Raw genomic sequence first — 19,019 nt, 5'->3', positions numbered from 1 at the left:
AGCATTGTTTGCCATGCCGCGTGGAGGATATGTGCTCCGTCGTTGGAAAACTCACAGGTGAATTGATCGGCTATTCGGCTGGCACCGGCTCTGGCAGCATGTTTGCCTTGCCGTGCTTACTCAGCGTCAGCACCAGCAGCGCAGCAATCAGGCAGAGAATTCCCGCAACGAAAAATGCAGGCATATAAGTTTGGTATTCGGTGCGGGCAAAGCCGCCACCATAGGCTGCCGAGGCTGCACCCAACTGGTGTCCGGCAAAAACCCAGCCGAATATCAATCCGGCCTTTTCACGTCCGAAACGATCGGTTGCCAATTTCACCGTCGGCGGCACTGTGGCAATCCAGTCGAGACCATAGAACATGGCAAACAGGGACAGGCCGTAAAAAGAAAAATTGGAGTAGGGCAAATACAGCAGCGAGAGGCCGCGCAGTCCATAGTACCAAAAAAGCAGCCAACGGTTGTCTACACGGTCCGAGAGCCAGCCTGAACCAATGGTGCCGAAAAAATCGAAGAATCCCATCATAGCCAAGACGCTGGCGGCCACTACAGGGACCATGCCGAAGTCTCCGCACATGGCGACGAAATGGGTGCCTACAAGACCGTTGGTACTCGCACCGCAAACGAAAAACGTAGCGAAAAGCACCCAGAACGTGCTCGAGCGCGACGCTTCCTTCAAAGCGAGCAGTGGCATGGTGATGAGGGATATTAGCCCGCCTGTGATTGGCGGAACGGGCGTGATCTCCTTGTCTCCATAGGCGGGCAGGCCGATATCGGCAGGTCGGTCACGCATAAGGAAGAAGACTGCCGTGACGGCGATTAACAATAGAGCGCAAATTAGCATGATCGCCGTGCGCCAACCGTAGTTTTCACTGAGAGAAGCCATGAGCGGCATGAACGCCAGCTGTCCGGTAGCCGAGCTTGCTGTCAGCATCCCCAAAGCCAATCCCCGGCGCGCAGTAAACCAGCGGGCCGCGACGGTGGCACCCAGAACCATGGCGGTCAATCCGGTACCGAAGCCGACGACGACGCCCCACAAGAGAATTAGTTGCCAGATTTCCGTCATCGCCAAGGAGGCGAACAGGCCGGCTGTGATCAGCACCAGCGCCACGCAAACCACTTTCCTTACACCAAAATAATTCATGAAGGCCGCTGCGAACGGCCCCATGAAGCCAAACAGCAAGAGCCTGATCGAAAAGGCAGTGGCTATTTGCTCGGTTTCCCAGCCGAATTCTTTTTCCAGCGGAACGATCAGTACACCGGGCGCTCCAACGGCGGCGGCAGTGACAAGCATCGTTAGAAACGTTACGGCTATGACGACCCAGCTATAATGGATATTGCGGCGGGCAAGCGAAGCGGCGAGCGAGGAGGAGATCATGGGCTGTCTTTCGGGAACTGGGAATCCGCACGAGTTAGATGATGATCATCATCATTATTGACTATTGATGATGACAATCATATAAATTGTCAATAGTCTTTTCGGGGATACTGCACATGCGTGTCAGCAGAGATCAGGCAGCGGAAAACCGCGCCCGCATCATTGAAGTTGCCAGTCAACAATTTCGTCAGAAAGGTTTTGACGGGATTGGGGTTGCTGATGTGATGAAGAATGCCGGCCTAACCCATGGCGGCTTCTATGGCCATTTTGCATCGAAAGATGATCTTATTGCTCAATCCTGCGACGCTGCAATGAAGCGGTCGGCGGAAAAATGGTCTGCAATTGCACAAGAGGGACCTGATGTTGCGCTTGCCGCGATCACGTCGTCCTATCTTGCCAAGAATCACAAGGGTGACTTGGCAAACAGCTGTACTATGGCGTTGCTTGCGCCGGATATTGCCCGGCAAGGAGGAGCAGTCCAGACCCGATTTACCGAGGGCACCAAAAGGCTGCTGGAAATATTGTCGGATTTGGTTCCTGGCCGATCAAAAGCCAAAAAACGCCAGAAAGCCCTGGCCACGATGGCCGGTCTCATTGGTGCGGTTGTCTTGTCGCGGGCGGTGGATGACCCGGAATTTGCCGACGAGATTCTCGACGCGGGCCAGGCTTTCTTTGGCTCTGGCAAACCTGCAGACGAAATCTGAGTTAACGCCCCGGACGTCCTGTCTTGCCCGGACGTCGCTTCTTGCGATCGTTAGCGTCCTCATATGAACCAGCACCTGTTCGCTCGCGGCGAATAATCTTCTGGTCATTGCGGTTCGTACCGGTAAAGGCAGGCTTTTCAGGAACATTGCCGATAACCGGCTTCTCGGTACGCCCAACGGTCATCTCATCCAGCGAATTCTTGCGGAAGACGCCGGGTGCTAGGTGACGGGTCGTGTCTCCGCCCATTTCGTCGAGGTGCGGTTTGTGGAACAGCGGCGAATTCTTGTCGCCCTCGTCCGTAACCACACGGTGCATCGCACGCCCGGCATTGTGCCTGCCCTTGGTGCGGCCGGTGACCGGGCTTTCCATCTCGACCTCCCGTGCCATTGGGTCGTCCGAAATTGCCAACTCCATCTCGCGCAGACGCTTGATCTCGTCGCGCAGGCGAGCAGCGACTTCGAAATCGAGATCGTCGGCGGCATCGCGCATCTGTTTCATCAGATGTTCGAGATGAGCCTTCAGATTGTTACCCATCATTGCGCCGGAATCGGTGAAATCGGAAATATCGGCGCGAACGTGGTCACGCTCGTAGACACTGTTGAGGATGTCGCCGATATTTTTCTTGATGCTGGCAGGCGTAATGCCGTGCTCGGTGTTATAGGCTTCCTGCTTCTCGCGGCGGCGATTGGTTTCCGCCATCGCCCGCTCCATCGAGCCGGTGACATGGTCGGCATAGAGAATGACCTTGCCGTCGATGTTACGCGCAGCACGCCCAATCGTCTGGATTAACGAGGTTTCCGAGCGCAAAAAGCCTTCCTTGTCCGCATCGAGGATGGCGACAAAGCCGCATTCTGGGATATCGAGACCTTCACGCAAAAGGTTGATGCCCACGAGCACGTCAAATGTCCCAAGGCGCAAGTCCCGCAAAATCTCGATACGCTCCAGCGTGTCGATGTCGGAGTGCATATAGCGGACGCGGATGCCCTGTTCGTGCAGATACTCCGTCAGATCTTCGGCCATGCGTTTGGTGAGGACCGTTACAAGCGTGCGGTAGCCCTTCGCCGACGTTTCGCGAATTTCTCCAAGAACATCGTCAACCTGGGATTTGGCTGGACGGACCTCGACTGGGGGATCGATAAGGCCGGTTGGGCGAATGACCTGCTCGGCGAAGACGCCGCCGGATTCTTCCATCTCCCATTTGCTCGGCGTTGCCGAGACCGCAACAGTCAGTGGGCGCATGGCGTCCCATTCCTCAAACCGCAACGGGCGATTGTCCATGCACGAGGGCAGGCGGAAGCCGTACTCGGCCAGCGTTGCCTTGCGCCGAAAATCGCCTTTGTACATCGCACCGATCTGCGGAACCGTTACATGGCTCTCATCGATGAAAACCAAGGCATTATCAGGAATATACTCGAACAGCGTGGGCGGCGGCTCCCCAGGCTTGCGACCGGTCAGGTAGCGCGAATAGTTTTCAATACCGGCGCAAGAGCCGGTTGCCTCCAACATTTCCACGTCAAAAGTACAACGTTGCTCAAGCCGTTGCGCTTCGAGCAGTCTGCCAGCGGCATTCAACTCCACCAGACGATGTTTGAGTTCTTCCTTGATGGATTTTATCGCCTGATTGAGCGTCGGGCGCGGCGTCACATAGTGCGAGTTCGCGTAAATCTTGACCGACCGCAGGTCGCCGGTCTTCTGGCCCGTCAGCGGATCGAACTCAGTGATTGCCTCGATCTCATCGCCGAACATGGAAATGCGCCAGGCGCGATCCTCCAAGTGGGCAGGAAAAAGTTCGATCGTATCGCCACGCACACGGAATGAGCCTCGAGTAAAATCCATGTCGCGCCGTTTATACTGCTGCGCGACGAGATCGGCGAGCAGCGCTCGTTGGTCCAGACGGTCGCCGATCTTCATTTCGAAGGTCATCGCCGTATAGGTTTCGACCGAACCGATACCGTATATGCACGACACCGAGGCGACGATGATCACATCGTCGCGTTCAAGCAGCGATCGGGTGGCGGAGTGGCGCATCCGGTCGATCTGCTCGTTGATCGAGGATTCCTTCTCGATATAGGTGTCGGAGCGGGGCACATAGGCTTCCGGCTGGTAGTAGTCGTAATAGGAAACGAAATACTCTACCGCATTGTTCGGAAAGAACGATTTGAATTCGCCGTAAAGCTGGGCGGCCAACGTTTTGTTGGGAGCCAATATCAAAGCAGGACGTTGTGTTTCCTCAATGACTTTCGCCATGGTGAAGGTCTTGCCGGAACCGGTGACGCCGAGCAAAACCTGGGTCTGATCAGAGTCCCTGACGCCAGAAACCAGATCCTTGATGGCCGTTGGCTGATCTCCAGACGGCTTGAATTCCGTTTCCATCCGAATGGCGATGCCACCTTCGGATTTATCCGGCCGGGCTGGGCGGTGTGGTTGCCACGCGGTTCCATTCTTGAAAAGCGGATTGCCACTTTCGATCAGGGCGGATAGAGCAGCGACGGTAGCCGTCGCGCCTCCAGGCATGATGCTGGCTGCGTCTTCCAGATTGATATCCAGTCCGGCCACTGGGTTGAGGCCCGCAGCAGCGCGCGTCCTGGGGTCTGTCGATCCCCCAATCGACGTCCCACGAGACGTACGCGATGCGCTGGACTCTTTGCTTGCCGGCTTCTTTGTCTTGGTTCCCTTAGATACAGCTTTTGCTGTCTCATCGGTGATCTGCTTTGCCCAATCGCTGACGGAACCGGCAAGCGGGGTGCCTTCCAGCTCAGACTGCGGCGCTTCGCCGAAACCGTCGGCGTTATATCTGTCGGGAGATTTAACCATAGGTTGAATATGGTGGGAGTCCGGCAAAATGGAAAGACCCGAGTGATGAAAACTGGATTTTCCAAATTTCTCCTGACAGCAGGCTGTCATGAGCAATGCAGATTTATGGGAGGAATATATGCTCGCGATGGTAGCGCAGAAATTCCGGATGGGGGAAATGGCTGCTATTTTTTGGAAGAGCAATCTTTCCTGATTCGTTGATCAGGCCGGCGATTTTGGGTTCATTGCAGCGGGACGATTTCAGAATTTCGTAGTCCGGGCCTATGGAAATCAGACCATTATCGAACATCCAGTGAATCGATTGGAGAAGCGCAATGCCGTTGTTGATGGAGTCTGGACCGAGGTGTTTTACGGGTCGGATGTGAGCGCATTCGATTTCACAACTGCCGTCAGGTGCCTGCATCGATATTCCGGTCATTGCACATCTCATATTGTAGGCCTTGCCAACAAGCTGCCGAAATACGCGGTCACGGAAGGTGCGGGATGTCAGTATGCGGTCGCGGTCGACAGATTCCGGTGGGTCTTCGGCAAAACCATAGGAAGGCGTCCCCACTAGCTCTTCTTCTTCTTCGCTCCAGTTCTTTCTGAAGCCAGTTCTCTCGATTTTTTTATATTCTTCATTGGAGAGGGCGCGAACTTGCTGCTGGATCGTATGTGAATTCATCCTGCCGTCAGACTGCACCATGCTCTTTTCGAAATAGAATTTCTTGTCGAGCTGGAAACCAGGGACGCTGAACGGCACCGTCTCTTCAAGTTCGAGATATTGTTCAAGCGATGCTTCGTAATATCCGGGGCTACCCGCCAACAGATATACGGACGTGACTCGCGCTGTCGCAAAATATCCCGTCGACCCAATAACGCGCGTACCTGCGCGAGGTGCGGGTTGGTAGTATATGATCCAGTCGTCCAGCGCGTCGCGAACAATCTTGAGATACTTGTCGCGGAAACGATAGCGTCGGTCGTGGCCTCCTGGGGCAGCTTCTTCGTCTGTCAGTTTGATTTGAAATATTGCGTGCATTTAGCCGGGATTTGCCTGTTGAAACCGTGGTTTGTTCAACATGGCGATATCCTGCAGTAAGCGAAACGCACCCGAAATTGTATTTTTCGGTTTCAGCTCAATCTGAAATGGCAACCTTTCAGCCGTAACGGAGCTTAAGGCCAAGGATTGTGAGAATAAGCAGGAGGGTTATCCCATTTGCTGCCATGACCGGCCATGAACTGATCATCATTCCGTAAAACAGCCAGAGCAGAACGCCGAGGGCGAGAGAAACGTTGGTGACGAGAGAAATGCTGTCCGTCTGGCGGTGCCGGACAATTTTGATGATCTGGGGGATCCAGCACAGTGTTGTGATCGCGGCAGCGAGGCTACCAACAAGCTCGATGTAGATTGGCACGGGTAAAACTTTCAGAGGAACGGATCTAGATTATAATTGGCGATATTCGCTTGAGAAATATAGCGGAATCATGTTCCGACGCGATCGTTTCACATAAATATTCGTGCCCTGGTCCCGACTATACGATCAATGGATCACGCCCCATGTTCAGATGCAGTTCGTGGCCTTCATAGGCATGGGCCGCCGCCACCTTTTCATCCAGTTCCACGCCGAGGCCCGGTTCCGACGACGGAACGACATATCCGTCTTCCCATTGAATCGGTTTCTTCAGAATATCGGCGTGGAAGCCGCCGAAAGCCTGGATGCATTCGAGAATAAGAAAGTTTGGGCTGCAGGTTGATATCTGAATGTTGGCGGCACCGACGATCGGGCCGCAATAGAGGTGCGGCGCAATCTGAGCGTGGAAGGTTTCTGCCATCCCGGCGATTTTCTTTGCTTCCAGTATGCCGCCGACGCGGCCAAGATTCATTTGCAGGATGTTTGCAGCCTGGTTCACCAGCAGGCGCTGAAACTCATACTTCGTTGTCAGGCGCTCACCGGAAGCAATCGGGATCGACGTATGCTGCTGCACATAGCCCATATTCTCCGGCATATCCGGCGGTACTGGCTCTTCCAGCCATAGGGGATCATACGGTTCCAGACGTTTTGCCAGCCGGACAGCGCTGGTTGGGGTCATCTGACCATGAGTTCCAAACAAAAGATCGGCCTTGGAACCGACGGCTTCACGAACCAGCCGCGCGAATTTCTCACCAAGATCAAGCTGTTCCAGCGACAGTTGACGCGGGTCGAACGACGTATAAGGGGCGACCGGATCGAACTTCACCGCCGTATAGCCTTGCGCGACGTATTCTGCCGCCCGCTCGGCAGAGGCTTCGGCGTCCCAGTAAATGGCCGAAGTCTCACCCAGTTCCGGCTTGGGATAGATGTAGGTATAGCTGCGGAGCCGTTCATGCACCTTGCCACCGAGCAGTTCGTACACAGGCTTGTCGGCCTCCTTGCCGATGATATCCCAGCAGGCCATTTCAAGCGCCGACACCGCACCCATGATCGTCACATCGGGGCGCTGGGTAAAACCGGCGGAATAGGCGCGGCGAAAGAACCGTTCGATATGGTGCGGGTCCTCGCCGATGAGCCAGCGCTCGGCTACGTCTTCGACGACCTTCCGCATTACTTGCGGAGTGATGGTCGAATTGTAAGCCTCGCCATAGCCGACTACACCTGAATCGGTCGTGAGTTTGACAAAGAGAAACCATGTCCCGCCAAAAGAAGGTGGCGGATTGCCAACCACGAAGGTTTTGACATCTGTGATTTTCATGATCCCTCCGGACGCTCACTATCGATCAGACTAGGCCCGAGCATGTGTAATGCCGAAACCGCGCAACGACCCACACTGTCGGGTTTCCGACAGTTCTTGCGGTGGCCCCTTTCCAAATCTGCCGCTGCAAAGCATCATGCGGGCAAATCCGCATTGATCGATGGAGGCAGCAGTTGAGCGAACAAACCAAACCTATCGGCGAATTGACGCTGCGTACACTGGCGATGCCGGCCGATGCGAACGCAGCTGGCGACATTTTCGGCGGCTGGGTCATGGCACAGATGGATTTGTCCTGCGGTATCAGGGCTGCAGAGCGGGCAAGGGGGAGGGTGGTGACCGCTGCGGTCAAGGAAATGGCCTTCGCAAAACCGGTCAAGATCGGTGACACTTTGTGCGTCTATACTCATATCGACCGCGTCGGACGCACCTCGATTACGTTGAAGGTCGAGGCTTGGGCGCAACGCTATCTCTCGGATCTGATGGAACGCGTTACGCACGCCGATTTCGTGATGGTTGCCCTCGACAAGGAGGGCAACCCGACGCCAGTGCCGGGCGAACGCTAGCCGCCGATCATATATTTGTCCCAGAAACCGGCTTCTGATTCGATCTGTTCGACCACGTCGATCCACAGACCGGAGGGATCATGAAACCCGAAACGGCGTTGCCCGAAAGGCTCGTCCGTCAACGGATATTCGATTTTCAGACCGGTAGCGTTCATTTTTTCAAACGTTGCTCTGGCATCCTCTACCTGCAATTCAAAGCACATGCCCATACCGCTGAAGCTCTCGGAACCGGGTGGTGCAGAGGGGTGATCAGGCGTCATGAAGGCGATGGAAGCGGACTGGTCTTCCGCCAAAAGCAAGCAAAACCAGGTGCTATCGAACCCACTGACGAAGCCCAGGTGCCGGATCCAGAAATCGCGGCAGGCTTCCTTTCGTGGCGTGACGATGATCGGATAGCGGTCCATGAAAGCCATTTTCTTCATCCTGCAACTTTGTGAGTCACCGCATTAAACAGGGACGCAAAAGACATTGGCAAGGCCCTTTTGTCAGGAGAGAGAATAGGAATAAGTTCTCAGCTGAGAACTTATTCCCGCGACGTTCTCCTCAATTACCGGATGACAGATTCATTCTGATGCGATTAAGTGGCGATCAAATTCCTGCGCCGCTTCGGGAAAAAAGCATTCCATTTTTGGTAAAAAGCATTCCATTTTGAGCAAAAAGCGTATGAAAAATTGGGGCAGAAACGTGGCTTTTTTCGGAGCAATTCAAGACTACTCCCGCAAGCGCGGCGATGCGAACAGCGCGAAAGTCGACTTCGTCGAACTCTTTTTCGATCTCGTATTCGTCTTCGCCATCACACAGATATCGCACTTGCTGCTGCATGATCTCAGCCTCAAGGGGCTCGTCGAAAGCGCGCTGCTCCTTTTGGCAGTCTGGTGGGTCTGGGTCTATACGATGTGGTGCACCAATTGGCTCGATCCGGCGACACCGCCGGTGCGCACAATGTTGTTCGTGCTGATGCTGGCCGGGCTTGTGCTTTCGACGTCGATCCCCACTGCCTTCGAGGCCCGCGGATTGGTGTTCGCCTGCGCTTTCGTCTTCATGCAGCTCGGCAGGTCGGTTTTCATGGTGTGGGTGCTCCGACACCACAATCGGGCCAATTACCGCAACTACCTGCGGATCACGATCTGGCTCGCCGTGTCGGGCTCATTCTGGATTGCCGGCGGTTTCGCCGAACCGGAATATCGGCTTGTCTTTTGGGCAATAGCTCTGGGAATAGAAGTGGTGGGCCCAGCTCTTGGTTTCTGGGCATTCGGCCTCGGGGCCTCTTCGACAGGAGAGTGGGATGTCGACGGTGAATACATGGCGGAGCGGGCCGCGCTGTTTGTCATTATCGCACTTGGAGAGTCCATCCTCGTTTCCGGCGCGACTTTCGCCGATCAGGAATGGAATTTCATCTCCTTTTCAGCATTTCTGACGACCTTCGTTGCATCTGTTGCCATGTGGCTGGTCTATTTCAATGTCGGCCAATCGGCCGGCCATCACAAGATTGCGGCGACTGACGATCCCGGCAGGATCGCCCGGATGGCCTACACCTATGTTCACGTTCTGCTTGTGGCCGGTATCATCGTCGTTGCCGTATCGGATGAGCTTATCCTCGCGCATCCGACGGGTCATTCGGACGCCGCAACGATCTGGACGTCAATTGGTGGTACGGCGCTTTATCTGGTCGGGAATCTGCTGTTCAAGTTCTATATCGCGGGAAGACCGCCACTGTCTCATATGATCGGTCTGGGACTGTGCGTGATACTCGCCTTTTTTGCTGGGGGGCTGTCGCCATTGGTGCTCGGCTCCCTCACCACTGGCATTCTGATCATCGTCACGATCTGGGAGTATTTTGGCCAGGTGAAGGCCGACAGCCCTGTTCATCACTAGCGGCAGGCGCGATGTCCGCTCCGGCGTTGCATCAGATCGAAATGGAAATGCGTGCGATGGAACCGGTCGTAGCCGGGACCAAGAACCGTCGAGAAGTAGTCGCAGGCATCCGAGCGTACCGTGTTGAGCAGCCCGCGCTGGCGGAATGAGAACCAGCCGGGCTTTTGCACCTGGATATCCTTGCCATTGTTGAGCGTGATTTTCGAAATGTCGAGCGCATTCCCCTTGGAATGTTCCGACATGCTTCTCCCGCGCTGGTTGCTCATCGTGCGGCAGGAATAGCTTGATGCCTGATGAATCGTGTTGATACCGGAAAGATAACGCAGGCGCGTTGAGGGTGCGAGATCGCCTTTGACCCAACGTGCGAAAGCAAGTGTCATCTGGCAATTCAGCGTGGCACTCGGCTTGAGCCTGATGCGTCCACTGGCGAATCCACTCACGGTCAGCGGGTGGTCGATCTTGCAGACGCCCCCGTCATTGATGGGTTCCCGCTCCTGAAACACAACGCCAAGTTGTTTAAGCTGGGTGCGACAGGCAATGTCACTGCCCGACATGGCGAGCGCACTTTCGCTGCGCGCAATAGGATCCCTGATCCCGCCCGCATAGCCGTAGCTTTCGGCGTCATCGGAGGCCGGTTCGGATTCCGGCAGTGAGTAGGGCTTCGGCTCTGCGACTTGCGGGGCCTCCGGTACGATAATTCTATCCGATGTATCCGGTTGCTGTTCGGCGTCCGGTACGGAAAGGACTTCGGGCTGCTGTGTGGCGAATTCGCCCGACTGCGGGGCGGCTTGCTGCTGGATTTCCTCCGGAGCGACCTGCGTGCTTTCCTCGCTTGCAAGCGATTGGCTGGCAACTGACGTGTCCCCGCTGCCAACATCCGCCATGGGTCGCCGCACATCGCCCATGCCGCAACTGCTCAGCGCTGTCGACGCGAAAAGGACAAGCATGATCGAAAGGTGCCTAAAACGCACGGCGGACGACAACGCAATACTCATGTCACCACATCCCCTTTGCCCCTTACGCAGGCGGATGCAGCTAAAAATAGAGGCAAATTGTAAAGGAAAGGTCAGCGTCGCTCTTAAGACCTGCGTCGAAAATGTGATCCGATGCTGGTTGATCCCGGCTTGATTTTGCTGCAATCACCGCGGCAACTGTCTTTCCTTCTCCTTCCTCCCCGGAAACCATCCATGACATCTCTGTTTTCACCCTACCTCATGCCGATTTTCCTGCTTGCGGCGTCGAATGTGTTCATGACTTTTGCCTGGTACGGCCATTTGAAATATCCGATGGCGCCGCTCACGCTGGTGGTTTTCATCAGCTGGGGTATTGCGCTTATGGAATATTGGCTGGCCATTCCTGCCAACCGCATCGGTCACACGGTTTATACGACGGCCGAGCTGAAAACGATGCAGGAAGTCATCACGCTGGTCGTGTTCAGCCTGTTTTCAGTATTTTACCTGAAGGAATCCTTCACCTGGCAGCACGTAGCCGGTTTTGTGTTGATAGCCGGCGGCGCAACCCTGATCTTCAAGGCTTGAGATTATTGAGTCCTGACCCCGGCCCGCTTGCGCAAAGCAGGTATCAGTTCGACGGCGATCATGGCGAAGAAGATGAGGGCGCAGCCTGCCACACCCTGAAGCGACATGCGCTCACCCAACAATATTGCGCCGAAAAGCGCCGCAAAAAGTGCCTCGGAAGACAGCATGATTGCTGCTTGCGGAGCCGTAGTGAAGCGCTGTCCAACCACCTGAAGCGTGAAGCCGATGCCGGACGAGATCACCCCCGCAAAGAGGATTTCCGGCGCGGCCGCCAGGATCGAGAAAAGTTCGGTGCGCTCGGTGGACAATGTCGCCACGAGGCCAAGCAAGCCGCAGACCATGAACTGAACCAACGACAACTTTATGGGTCTGCCGCTTTTCATGCCGATGCGATTGATAAAGATAATCTGCAACGCCCAGAATATGGCGCAGGCTACGATGAGCAAATCACCGGCCGTCAGCCCTTCGAGATGTCCTCCGGACAACAGATAAATGCCGGCAAGCGCCGTCAAGGCGCAGGGCCAGACAACCGGATGGGGCCACTGCCAAAACAGAATGACGCCAAGGAATGGCACCATGACTACATATAGGCCGGTCAGAAAGCCGGCATTGGTGACGGACGTTGTCTGCATGCCGACCTGCTGGAGCGCGGCCCCGGAAAAGAGCAGAACACCGATGAAAAAGAAGCCGTAATAATCGGCGCGCGTCAATTTCACCGGCGCAGCCTTCGCCTCGCGAACGGCCAGCGGCATGATGGTCAGGGCGGCGAGGAAAAAACGCAGCGTAACAAACATGAACGGCCCGACGCTGCCCATTGCGCTGGACTGGGCGACGAAGCCGAAGCCCCAGATCGCTCCGGCAAGAAGCAGCAAAGTGTTGGCGCGTCCATGCGTCATGAGAATCCTGCGAAATGGAGCGGTCATCAAAGGTCCGCCTTGATCGCTGTCTAGCGATTGCAGTTCATGGCGGCAAGGGTGCTACAAACGTTATGCGCGTGTCAGCCGTATGATTTTCCCATCGCCCTCATCGGTGAGCAGGTAAATTGAGCCATCGGACGCTACGCGCACATCGCGGACGCGGCCAAACTCGCCCTTGAGCATCCGTTCCTCACCCTTGATTGCGCCTTTCTCATCTCGGTCCAGGCGAACGAGCATCTGGAACTTGAGGGCACCCGCCAGAAGGTCACCCTTCCACTCGGGGAACATCGATCCTTCATATACGGCGAGCCCGGAGGGCGCGATCGAAGGGTCCCAGTAGTAGAGCGGTTGCTCATAGCCCTTCGCACGGGTTCCGACGCCGATTTTCGCGCCCGAGTAGTCCTTGCCGTAGGTTATGACCGGCCAGCCGTAATTCTTGCCCGCCTGAGGCTGATTGACTTCATCGCCGCCCCTGGCGCCATGTTCCACGGTCAACAATGAATCCGTGACGGGATCCCAGACAGCCCCTTGCGGATTACGATGGCCCTTGGACCAGATTTGCGGCAGGCCTTTTTTGCCGTCAGCGAATGGATTATCCGCCGGAATGGTGCCGTCCGCATTGATGCGGAGTATGGAGCCCGCCTCATCCCTGAAATTTTGTGAGCGCTTCATTGTACCCTGGTCGCCGATCGTAACGAAAAGCTTGCCATCGGGTGCAACAAGAATACGCGAGCCAAAATGCGCCGATCCCTTGGTGCTTTGCTTTACAGATAGCAGAACCGAGACATTTTCGAGTTCGGCCCCGTCGCCATTGCGAACGAGTCTCGCGCGCGCCATGACGGTGCCGGTACCATTCTGGCGGGGTTCGGCATAGCTGAAATAGATGTTTCCACTCTTGGCAAAGTCCGGCGCAAGCGCGACATCAAGCAGACCACCTTCGCCTCTAACGACGACCTTGGGAACATTGGCGACGGGCTTGGATACTTTACCATCTTTGACGATCCGCATGGTACCACCGCGCTCCGTCACGATGAGCGCGCCATCGGGCAGGAAGGCGAGGCCCCAAGGATGATCAAGTCCATCTGCAATCGTCTCGGCAGAGAGCGTCACCGTTTCAGTCTTGAAATCCTTGGCGAGAGCGGTCAGGGGCATCGACATCAAGACGGCAAACAGACCCGCAGCAGCAATTTTTGGTCCTTGTTTCATTAATGGCGATCCTCCTTGTCGTTCGAGATATGAACTCATTTTGTGCATAGTTCGCCAATCCGGTCGTCTCACAGTGACGTGAATTGTCGCGTCTCTGAGATTGATTTGCCTGCGCAAATTCCCGACGTGCGACATTTTCCACTTTCTACGTGAATTCGCCGGAATCGGTGCTATATTAAGGGACGAATGACTGAACGGTTCCGAAGTCTTGAGCTTCGGCGACCGTTTTCTTTTTGTGTCGAGGGGCATCGATCGATCGCCGTTCGACATTGACTACGAAAGGAGAGGGCATGGAAAAGGTCCCGATGACTCAGGCTGGATTCGACAAGCTCAAGGAGGAGCTGCGCTGGCGCCAGCAGGAAGAACGTCCACGTATTATTGCGGCAATCTCGGAAGCGCGCGCCCATGGCGACCTTTCGGAAAACGCCGAATATCACGCCGCCAAGGAAGCCCAGAGCCACAATGAGGGCCGGGTCGGCGAGCTCGAGGATTATACGGCACGCGCCGAAATCATCGATATTTCCAAGCTGTCAGGCGACAAGATCAAGTTTGGCGCCACGATCCAGCTGATCGATGAGGATACCGAAGAGAAAAAGGTATATCAGATCGTCGGCGATCAGGAAGCGGACCCCAAGGCTGGCCGCATCTCCATTTCCTCGCCCATCGCACGCGCGCTGATCGGCAAGAGCGAAGGCGAGACGATCGAAGTCAACGCACCCGGTGGTGCCCGGTCTTACGAAATCATCGGCTTCAGGTTCCTCTAGACTTCGTGCAGGAGCCCCTAAGCAGCGTCGAAGTGATCGCTCCGAATTTCAAGCGAAAGCTTTCCGGAGTCACTTCGACGATCATTCAACTGATCCCGCTACAGCGGGCCAATGGTCTCAACATTGTCACCATGGGCCCCGGATTGCCCGCGGAGCTGCCGAGCATTGGCTGGACGTCGCTCCCCGGGCTCTGGTTCAAGCCGAGGACGAGACCATTTCGTATCTGGCACGCGCGCCGCAACAATGAAATGATCGCCGGCATTCTCATGCGCCATGTCCTGCGCATGAAGTTGCGGCTGTTGTTTACATCCGCCGCCCAGCGCGATCATCAGCCTTTTACCAAATGGCTGATCCGGCGAATGGACGCAGTCATCGCCACGAGCGGAAAGTCCGGTAGTTTCCTGAAGGTGCCCCACGCCGTCATAATGCACGGTATCGATACCGAACTGTTTCATCCACCGCAGGACAATCAGGACAGATTTGCAGCTTCGGGCCTTCCGGGGCAATTTCTGGTCGGTTGTTCGGGCCGCATCCGGCCTTCGAAGGGCACAGATCTCTTCGTTGATGCAATGATCAATTTGCTTCCGCAGCACCCGCAATGGACGGCGGTCATGACTGGCCGCACGACTGCGGAGTACAAGAGTTTTGAACAGGCACTCCGTGACAAGATTACGAAAGCCGGGCTTGGCGATCGTATCCTGTTTCTGGGAGAGGTTCCCGATGTGCGCCTTTGGTATCGCAGGATGACCCTCTACGTTGCGCCATCCCGCAATGAGGGCTTCGGCTTGACACCGCTTGAGGCGATGGCCTCGCAGACCGCGGTGGTTGCGAGTGATGCCGGGGCCTATGCCGAGATGATCGAACCGGAGACGGGAACTGTCGTTGCGGCGGGTGACGGGCTCGCGCTGGAACAGGCGATCGCACCTTACCTCGCCGATCCGGAGATGTGTGAAGAGGCGGGGAAGCTGGCGCTTGCCCATGTTCGCCAGAACTTTCCGCTGCAGAAGGAGGCCGGCCGTATCGGCGAAGTCTACGAGCAGCTTTTCGCTGCCGGGTTGAAATCGTGAGTGTTACGGCTTTCATCATCCATCTCGAGCGCGCGGCACAGCGCGGCGAGCATGTCCGCGGACTGGTCGAGCGCTTGCCGGTGAAGGCGGAGATCGTCGATGCGGTGGACGCGCTCGCAATGGGCGAGGGTGATATTGCCGCCGTCTATGCCCGCTCGCTGCACAGTCCGTACTACCCGTTCGAACTGCGGAAATCCGAGGTCGCCTGTTTTCTGTCGCATCGCAAAGCTTGGGCTGCAATTGTTGATCGCAAGCTCGACGCAGGTCTCATCATCGAGGACGATGTCGAGGTGGATGCCGGTTTCGCGGCACAGTTGCAACTGGCGATCGACCGGTTGCAGCCGGCCGACTACATCCGCTTTCCCCGCTGGCCGAGAGGTGAGGCGGGGATTGAAATCGCGCGCGTTGGCGCCAACAGCATCATGGAACCGGAACTTCCCGGACTGGGGATGCAGATGCAACTCGTCGGACGTGAGGCGGCGATTGCGCTTCTTGCGGCAACGGAACGATTTGACCGGCCTGTCGATACGACGATCCAGATGCGCTGGCTCCATCCCGTCCGCGTATTGTCAGCGCGGCCAATCACCATTCGCGAGATCGATTTCGATCTCGGCGGGTCGGTCGTTCAGGGCAAGAACAAGACTTTTGCTGGCAGGCTGAAGCGGGAAATCCTGCGCCCCTGGTATCGCGCGACGCTTTACCTCTACGACAAGCTACGCCGTTAAAGCACCATCAACGGTTCGTTCTTGACCGAACGGATCGTCAGGGATGTGCGCACGGAATCGACGTTGGGCGTCGAAGTCAATTCTTCGATGACGAAATTCTGGAACGTACTCAGATCACTCGAGACGCAATGCAGCAGGAAGTCCGACTCGCCGGAAACCATCCAGGCGCGGCGCACCAGTGTCCAATGCTTGGTCTTTTCGGCGAAGTTCTTCAGATCGGCATCAGACTGGCGGTGCAGGCGGATCATGCAGAATGCGACGATATCCTGGCCGAGGATCGCGCCGTTCAAGATCGCGCGATAACCCTGGATGATGCCGGCTTCTTCGAGCTTGCGAACACGGCGCAGGCACGGCGGTGCCGATATGCCGACACGCTCCGCCAGTTCCACATTGGTGATGCGGCCATTGTCCTGCAATTGTTTCAGGATTTTCCAGTCGATCGCGTCGAGATCCGCCTTCAAAGGCATATTCCATCCTGTCCCAAGAGAATTGCGGTCACCATAGGCGATTCCCCATGCTGTGTAATCACATCCCGTTACGGTTGCAAACAGGTTCCACAAATCTCCTAGAAACGCCGCTCTTCCGCCACAAGCTGTGGCTAACCCGTCTATGTTGAGCGAAGACCTTGCAACAAAGGGTGCTGAACCACTACTTTATAGTCATTGAAAGAGCATGGTGGTCGTGCCATCTCTTGTATGTCGAACACATATTACTTCAAGGTCTAGTCATGTCACAGCGCCATGTGCCCGTTCTTATCATCGGTTCCGGTCCCGCGGGTTATACCGCGGCGATCTATGCGGCTCGTGCAAACCTGAAGCCCGTCATCGTCGCCGGCCTGCAGCAGGGTGGCCAGTTGATGATCACGACCGACGTGGAAAATTATCCGGGCTATGCCGATACGGTGCAAGGCCCATGGATGATGGAGCAGATGCGCATCCAGGCCGAACATGTTGGCACCGAGATTGTCCACGACATCATCACGGAAGTGGATCTCTCCGTGCGGCCGTTCCGGCTTATCGGTGACGGCGGCACGCAATACACATGCGATGCGCTGATCATCGCGACGGGTGCGCAAGCGAAATGGCTAGGCATTCCAACGGAGCAGACCTTCATGGGATTCGGCGTATCTGCCTGTGCCACCTGCGATGGCTTCTTCTACCGCAACAAGGACGTGGTGGTCGTTGGCGGGGGTAATACCGCTGTCGAGGAAGCGCTTTATCTCGCAAACCTTGCCAAATCGGTCACGATCGTGCATCGCCGCGATCATTTTCGCGCGGAGAAAATTCTGCAGGACCGCCTGTTCGCCAAAGAAAATGTCAAAATCATCTGGGATAACGTCGTAGACGAAATTACGGGAACAGTAGCCCAGGCGCCGATGCCTGCATCGGTGTCGGGCATACGCCTGAAGAATGTGAAAACGGGCGAGACCACGGAATTGGCAACCCATGGCGTTTTCGTCGCCATTGGTCACGCGCCGGCGGTTGAGCTTTTCAAGGGGCAACTCAAACATAAGCCGAATGGCTATCTCTGGACCGCAGCCGATTCTACCGCAACGGATGTACCGGGCGTCTTCGCAGCCGGTGACGTTACGGATGACATTTATCGTCAGGCGGTCACCGCTGCGGGCATGGGCTGCATGGCAGCTCTTGAGGCCGAGCGTTGGCTGGCTGCGCAGGAACCAGTGCGTCAAGCTGCCGAATAGCAGCCGTTAATTTAGAGCCGGTCTCGATGTGCGTGGCCGGAATGGGGGAGAGACTGCGCGATGTCGCTTGATTGGGACAAATTGCGAATATTCCATGCTGCAGCGGAGGCGGGGTCCTTTACCCATGCCGCCGAGACGCTGCATCTGTCGCAATCGGCTATTTCCCGTCAAGTCAGTGCGCTTGAGCAGGATGTTGGCGTTCCGCTGTTCCACCGTCATGCTCGCGGTCTTATCCTGACTGAGCAGGGCGAAGTGCTCTACCGTACCGCCCATGAAGTCCTTATGAAGCTGGAGAATGTCCGCTCTCGCCTGACAGAGAGCAAGGACAGGCCGTCGGGCAAATTGCGCGTGACGACAACGGTCGGCCTTGGTTCGGGCTGGCTTATCGAGCGCGTGCAGGAATTCATCGAGCTTTATCCGGAAGTTCAACTGCAGTTGCTTTTTGACAACGAAGAGCTTGATCTGACGATGCGTCACGCGGATTGCGCTATTCGCCTGCGTCAGCCGCAGCAGCCGGACCTGATCCAGCGGCGGCTCTTTACCGTGCACATGCATGTCTATGCTTCACCGGCCTATATCGCCAAGTATGGCAAGATCGAAAGTATCGAGGAAATCGATACCCATCGCATTGTCAGTTTCGGTGAGCCTGCGCCGTCCTATCTCACCAATCTCAACTGGCTGGAGGTGATCGGTCGGACGGATGGCAATCTGAGACCCGCTGTCCTGCAGATCAACAACCTCCTGTCGATCAAGCGCGCCATACAAAAGGGCGTCGGCATCGGCGTGCTGCCTGACTATATGGTGGAAAAGGATTCAACGCTGGTCCGGCTCTTGCCGGAGATGGAATTGCCATCCTTCGACACGTTCTTTTGCTATCCCGAGGGAATCAAAAACGCCGCTAAATTGCACGTGTTTCGAGATTTTCTTTTCTCGAAAGCGCGTACGTGGTCCTATTAGACCAGCTATTTCGACATTTTCCGAAAAGTTTTTCTTTCCAATCTCGTGCTGCTTTGCAGCATGATTTTGCCCGCGTCACCGACATTTCACACCTGCAATTCC

The 19,019-nt window shown here is 56.0% G+C and carries 19 protein-coding genes; 9 read left to right on the top strand and 10 right to left on the bottom strand.

What is annotated here, in order from left to right:
• Positions 1-70: 70 nt before the first annotated feature.
• Positions 71-1,375 (bottom strand): MFS transporter, encoded by a 1,305-nt coding sequence (locus FHS21_RS07455; RefSeq protein WP_112530694.1) that lies wholly within the window; start codon positions 1,373-1,375, stop codon positions 71-73.
• A gap of 116 nt (positions 1,376-1,491) precedes the next feature.
• On the opposite strand from FHS21_RS07455, the gene FHS21_RS07450 reads away from it, so the two are divergent.
• Positions 1,492-2,079 (top strand): TetR/AcrR family transcriptional regulator, encoded by a 588-nt coding sequence (locus tag FHS21_RS07450; RefSeq protein ID WP_112530695.1) that lies wholly within the window; start codon positions 1,492-1,494, stop codon positions 2,077-2,079.
• 1 nt (position 2,080) lies between these two features.
• On the opposite strand, the gene uvrB is transcribed toward FHS21_RS07450, so the two are convergent.
• The 4 genes from uvrB to FHS21_RS07430 form a co-directional block, all read right to left on the bottom strand.
• Positions 2,081-4,894, bottom strand: a complete 2,814-nt coding sequence (gene uvrB, locus FHS21_RS07445) for an excinuclease ABC subunit UvrB (protein ID WP_112530696.1) — start codon at positions 4,892-4,894, stop codon at positions 2,081-2,083.
• A 103-nt stretch (positions 4,895-4,997) separates the two neighbouring features.
• Entirely contained in the window at positions 4,998-5,636 is a 639-nt protein-coding gene (locus tag FHS21_RS31310) for an HNH endonuclease (protein ID WP_183661562.1), read from the bottom strand.
• 394 nt (positions 5,637-6,030) lie between these two features.
• On the bottom strand, positions 6,031-6,288 hold the full coding sequence (locus FHS21_RS07435; RefSeq protein WP_112530698.1) for an SWEET family sugar transporter: 258 nt from the start codon (positions 6,286-6,288) through the stop codon (positions 6,031-6,033).
• Positions 6,289-6,406: 118 nt separating this feature from the next.
• Positions 6,407-7,603, bottom strand: a complete 1,197-nt coding sequence (locus FHS21_RS07430; RefSeq protein ID WP_112530699.1) for a mandelate racemase/muconate lactonizing enzyme family protein — start codon at positions 7,601-7,603, stop codon at positions 6,407-6,409.
• A gap of 224 nt (positions 7,604-7,827) precedes the next feature.
• Between FHS21_RS07430 and FHS21_RS07425 the strand changes: the two genes are divergently transcribed.
• Positions 7,828-8,166 carry an acyl-CoA thioesterase gene (locus FHS21_RS07425; protein ID WP_112530761.1) on the top strand — a complete coding sequence of 113 codons (339 nt, stop codon included), beginning with the start codon at positions 7,828-7,830 and terminating at the stop codon, positions 8,164-8,166.
• Here FHS21_RS07425 and FHS21_RS07420 read toward each other — a convergent pair.
• Positions 8,163-8,579 carry a VOC family protein gene (locus FHS21_RS07420; protein WP_112551545.1) on the bottom strand — a complete coding sequence of 139 codons (417 nt, stop codon included), beginning with the start codon at positions 8,577-8,579 and terminating at the stop codon, positions 8,163-8,165. The two genes, FHS21_RS07425 and FHS21_RS07420, sit on opposite strands and share 4 nt — an antisense overlap.
• A 271-nt stretch (positions 8,580-8,850) precedes the next feature.
• Here FHS21_RS07420 and FHS21_RS07415 point away from each other — a divergent pair, with 271 nt between their 5' ends.
• Positions 8,851-10,041, top strand: coding sequence for a low temperature requirement protein A (locus FHS21_RS07415; RefSeq protein ID WP_312879852.1), 1,191 nt, complete (start codon positions 8,851-8,853; stop codon positions 10,039-10,041).
• On the opposite strand, the gene FHS21_RS07410 is transcribed toward FHS21_RS07415, so the two are convergent.
• Positions 10,038-11,036 (bottom strand): extensin-like domain-containing protein, encoded by a 999-nt coding sequence (locus FHS21_RS07410; protein ID WP_112530702.1) that lies wholly within the window; start codon positions 11,034-11,036, stop codon positions 10,038-10,040. The two genes, FHS21_RS07415 and FHS21_RS07410, sit on opposite strands and share 4 nt — an antisense overlap.
• 192 nt (positions 11,037-11,228) lie before the next feature.
• Here FHS21_RS07410 and FHS21_RS07405 point away from each other — a divergent pair, with 192 nt between their 5' ends.
• Positions 11,229-11,579 carry a DMT family protein gene (locus FHS21_RS07405; protein WP_112530703.1) on the top strand — a complete coding sequence of 117 codons (351 nt, stop codon included), beginning with the start codon at positions 11,229-11,231 and terminating at the stop codon, positions 11,577-11,579.
• Positions 11,580-11,581: 2 nt separating this feature from the next.
• Here the strand turns inward: FHS21_RS07405 and FHS21_RS07400 are convergent, their stop codons facing one another.
• Together FHS21_RS07400 and FHS21_RS07395 are read right to left on the bottom strand one after the other, a co-directional pair.
• On the bottom strand, positions 11,582-12,502 hold the full coding sequence (locus FHS21_RS07400) for a DMT family transporter (RefSeq protein WP_312879851.1): 921 nt from the start codon (positions 12,500-12,502) through the stop codon (positions 11,582-11,584).
• 63 nt (positions 12,503-12,565) lie between these two features.
• The gene (locus FHS21_RS07395) at positions 12,566-13,702 is read right to left on the bottom strand and encodes a PQQ-dependent sugar dehydrogenase (RefSeq protein WP_112530704.1); all 1,137 of its coding nucleotides are present in this window, start codon (positions 13,700-13,702) and stop codon (positions 12,566-12,568) included.
• Positions 13,703-13,992: 290 nt separating this feature from the next.
• Between FHS21_RS07395 and greA the strand changes: the two genes are divergently transcribed.
• From greA to FHS21_RS07380, 3 genes are read left to right on the top strand one after another with little or no spacing between them, the layout of a single operon-like run.
• Positions 13,993-14,466, top strand: coding sequence for a transcription elongation factor GreA (gene greA / locus FHS21_RS07390; protein WP_112530705.1), 474 nt, complete (start codon positions 13,993-13,995; stop codon positions 14,464-14,466).
• Between the two features lie 5 nt (positions 14,467-14,471).
• Positions 14,472-15,533, top strand: coding sequence for a glycosyltransferase family 4 protein (locus FHS21_RS07385; RefSeq protein WP_112530706.1), 1,062 nt, complete (start codon positions 14,472-14,474; stop codon positions 15,531-15,533).
• Complete coding sequence (locus tag FHS21_RS07380) at positions 15,530-16,258, top strand: glycosyltransferase family 25 protein (protein WP_183661560.1); 729 nt, start codon at positions 15,530-15,532, stop codon at positions 16,256-16,258. Before FHS21_RS07385 ends, FHS21_RS07380 begins: the two co-directional genes overlap by 4 nt.
• On the opposite strand, the gene FHS21_RS07375 is transcribed toward FHS21_RS07380, so the two are convergent.
• Positions 16,255-16,725 (bottom strand): Lrp/AsnC family transcriptional regulator, encoded by a 471-nt coding sequence (locus FHS21_RS07375; RefSeq protein ID WP_112530708.1) that lies wholly within the window; start codon positions 16,723-16,725, stop codon positions 16,255-16,257. The genes FHS21_RS07380 and FHS21_RS07375 overlap by 4 nt on opposite strands.
• 260 nt (positions 16,726-16,985) lie before the next feature.
• Here FHS21_RS07375 and trxB point away from each other — a divergent pair, with 260 nt between their 5' ends.
• Together trxB and FHS21_RS07365 are read left to right on the top strand one after the other, a co-directional pair.
• The gene (gene trxB / locus FHS21_RS07370) at positions 16,986-17,960 is read left to right on the top strand and encodes a thioredoxin-disulfide reductase (RefSeq protein WP_112530709.1); all 975 of its coding nucleotides are present in this window, start codon (positions 16,986-16,988) and stop codon (positions 17,958-17,960) included.
• A 60-nt stretch (positions 17,961-18,020) separates the two neighbouring features.
• A complete protein-coding gene (locus FHS21_RS07365; RefSeq protein WP_112530710.1) occupies positions 18,021-18,917 on the top strand; it encodes a LysR family transcriptional regulator in 897 nt (298 codons plus the stop codon).
• The last annotated feature ends 102 nt before the right edge of the window (positions 18,918-19,019 follow it).

It is taken from the genome of Phyllobacterium trifolii (assembly GCF_014192095.1).
In the GTDB taxonomy this organism is placed as follows: Bacteria; Pseudomonadota; Alphaproteobacteria; order Rhizobiales; family Rhizobiaceae; genus Phyllobacterium; species Phyllobacterium trifolii.
The sequence above is the reverse complement of the archived record's forward strand: the minus strand, read 5'-3'. Positions and strand labels throughout refer to the sequence as shown.